The following is a 1,235-nucleotide window of genomic DNA, read 5'->3' as shown; positions in this document are numbered from 1 at the left end:
CAAATGACAAAGAGGGAAAAAAAGGCAAAATAGTTTACAAAAGAGAAGTTGGTGAAACTAAAGAATATGAAACGGAATGGGTTGAAACTAAATTGACCCAAAGAATTCTGGAATGGGATGGAAAAGAGATATTTCCAAAAATAGAAAACGAAGATGAATAATAACGTTTGCCAACAATGTATAACCGCAATTACGGCGGATTCGACTACGTCCGAATCCACTTGGAATTGCTAACGTCAGTGTCAAACCCAAAATTAACGCATATAAACCCGTAACTGACGGTTATACTAGACCGTTGCCCACAATAAAACTAAAATTTGAAATTTGAAAACTAAAATTAAAAACCAAAAGTTTATGAAAAAAACACTGACCTTTTTACTAATTACATTCACTATGATTGGATGCTCAAGTAATGATGATATTGACAACAATTCTGTTTCGATTATCGGAGAATGGACGCTTAAAGCAAAATTCTCAAGTGACGGAACAGATAAAAACATTGACGTATGTGAACAAAGAAGCAACATAACATATAAAAGTAATAATACGTTTGACTCGAATTATTTTAGAACTATTAATGGAGATTGTACTTTAGAAGACCAAGACCAAAATATTGAATATAAAGTCGAAGGAAATATATTAGAAATCACATATAGTTATACTCGAAATGGACAAACAATAATTGATGTAAAGAAAAATAAAATAAAATTTCCAAATAATAATACTTTAGAAACTTATGAAATTAATCAAAACGGGACAACAGATAGTTTCCCTGGAGATGTTTGGACAAAAAAAGAATAAATAAATTACAGTGGGCAACACCGTATATAATTTATTGCTAGTTCTAGTCTACTTACGAAAATCCTCGCGGATTTTCTATTCGGTTTTTATTTGCTAAATTAGGTGCATAAAACACGCAACAAACCATATACAAACACGTTGGGCACTATTAGAACGAAATTAAGAAATGACAAACATAAACTCAAAACTTGAATCATTTGAAAACGGAAAGTTGATTGATATTGTTAAAAATTATAAGCAATATGGTTATGATAATGATTTGAGAAATATTGCAGTTGGAATTTTAGAAAAAAGAGGAATTAATAAAGAACAACTGGAATTAACTGGGAATTTTGAAAACCACTCTTACGAATCAGCAAAAGGAATACATAAATTATTTAGTTGGAACTCAAAAATTGCTTTTATACTTTACGGAATAGTATTGATTACGAATA

At 30.1% G+C, this 1,235-nt stretch carries 2 protein-coding genes; both read left to right on the top strand.

Annotation, left to right across the window (positions count from 1 at the left end):
- The first annotated feature begins 354 nt into the window (after nucleotides 1-354).
- Nucleotides 355-801 (top strand): lipocalin family protein, encoded by a 447-nt coding sequence (locus tag BA195_RS11075; protein ID WP_141677703.1) that lies wholly within the window; start codon nucleotides 355-357, stop codon nucleotides 799-801.
- Between the two features lie 166 nt (nucleotides 802-967).
- On the top strand, nucleotides 968-1,235 hold a 268-nt coding region (locus tag BA195_RS11070; RefSeq protein ID WP_245662346.1), incomplete at its 3' end, for a hypothetical protein.

The organism is Tenacibaculum soleae, from assembly GCF_001693415.1.
Classification (GTDB): domain Bacteria; phylum Bacteroidota; class Bacteroidia; order Flavobacteriales; family Flavobacteriaceae; genus Polaribacter; species Polaribacter soleae.
The sequence above is the reverse complement of the archived record's forward strand: the minus strand, read 5'-3'. Positions and strand labels throughout refer to the sequence as shown.

Bases quoted from the DNA above. Each gene is read 5' to 3' on its own strand.
- BA195_RS11075 (WP_141677703.1), top strand. From the start codon at position 355: ATGAAAAAAACACTGACCTTTTTACTAATTACATTCACTATGATTGGA.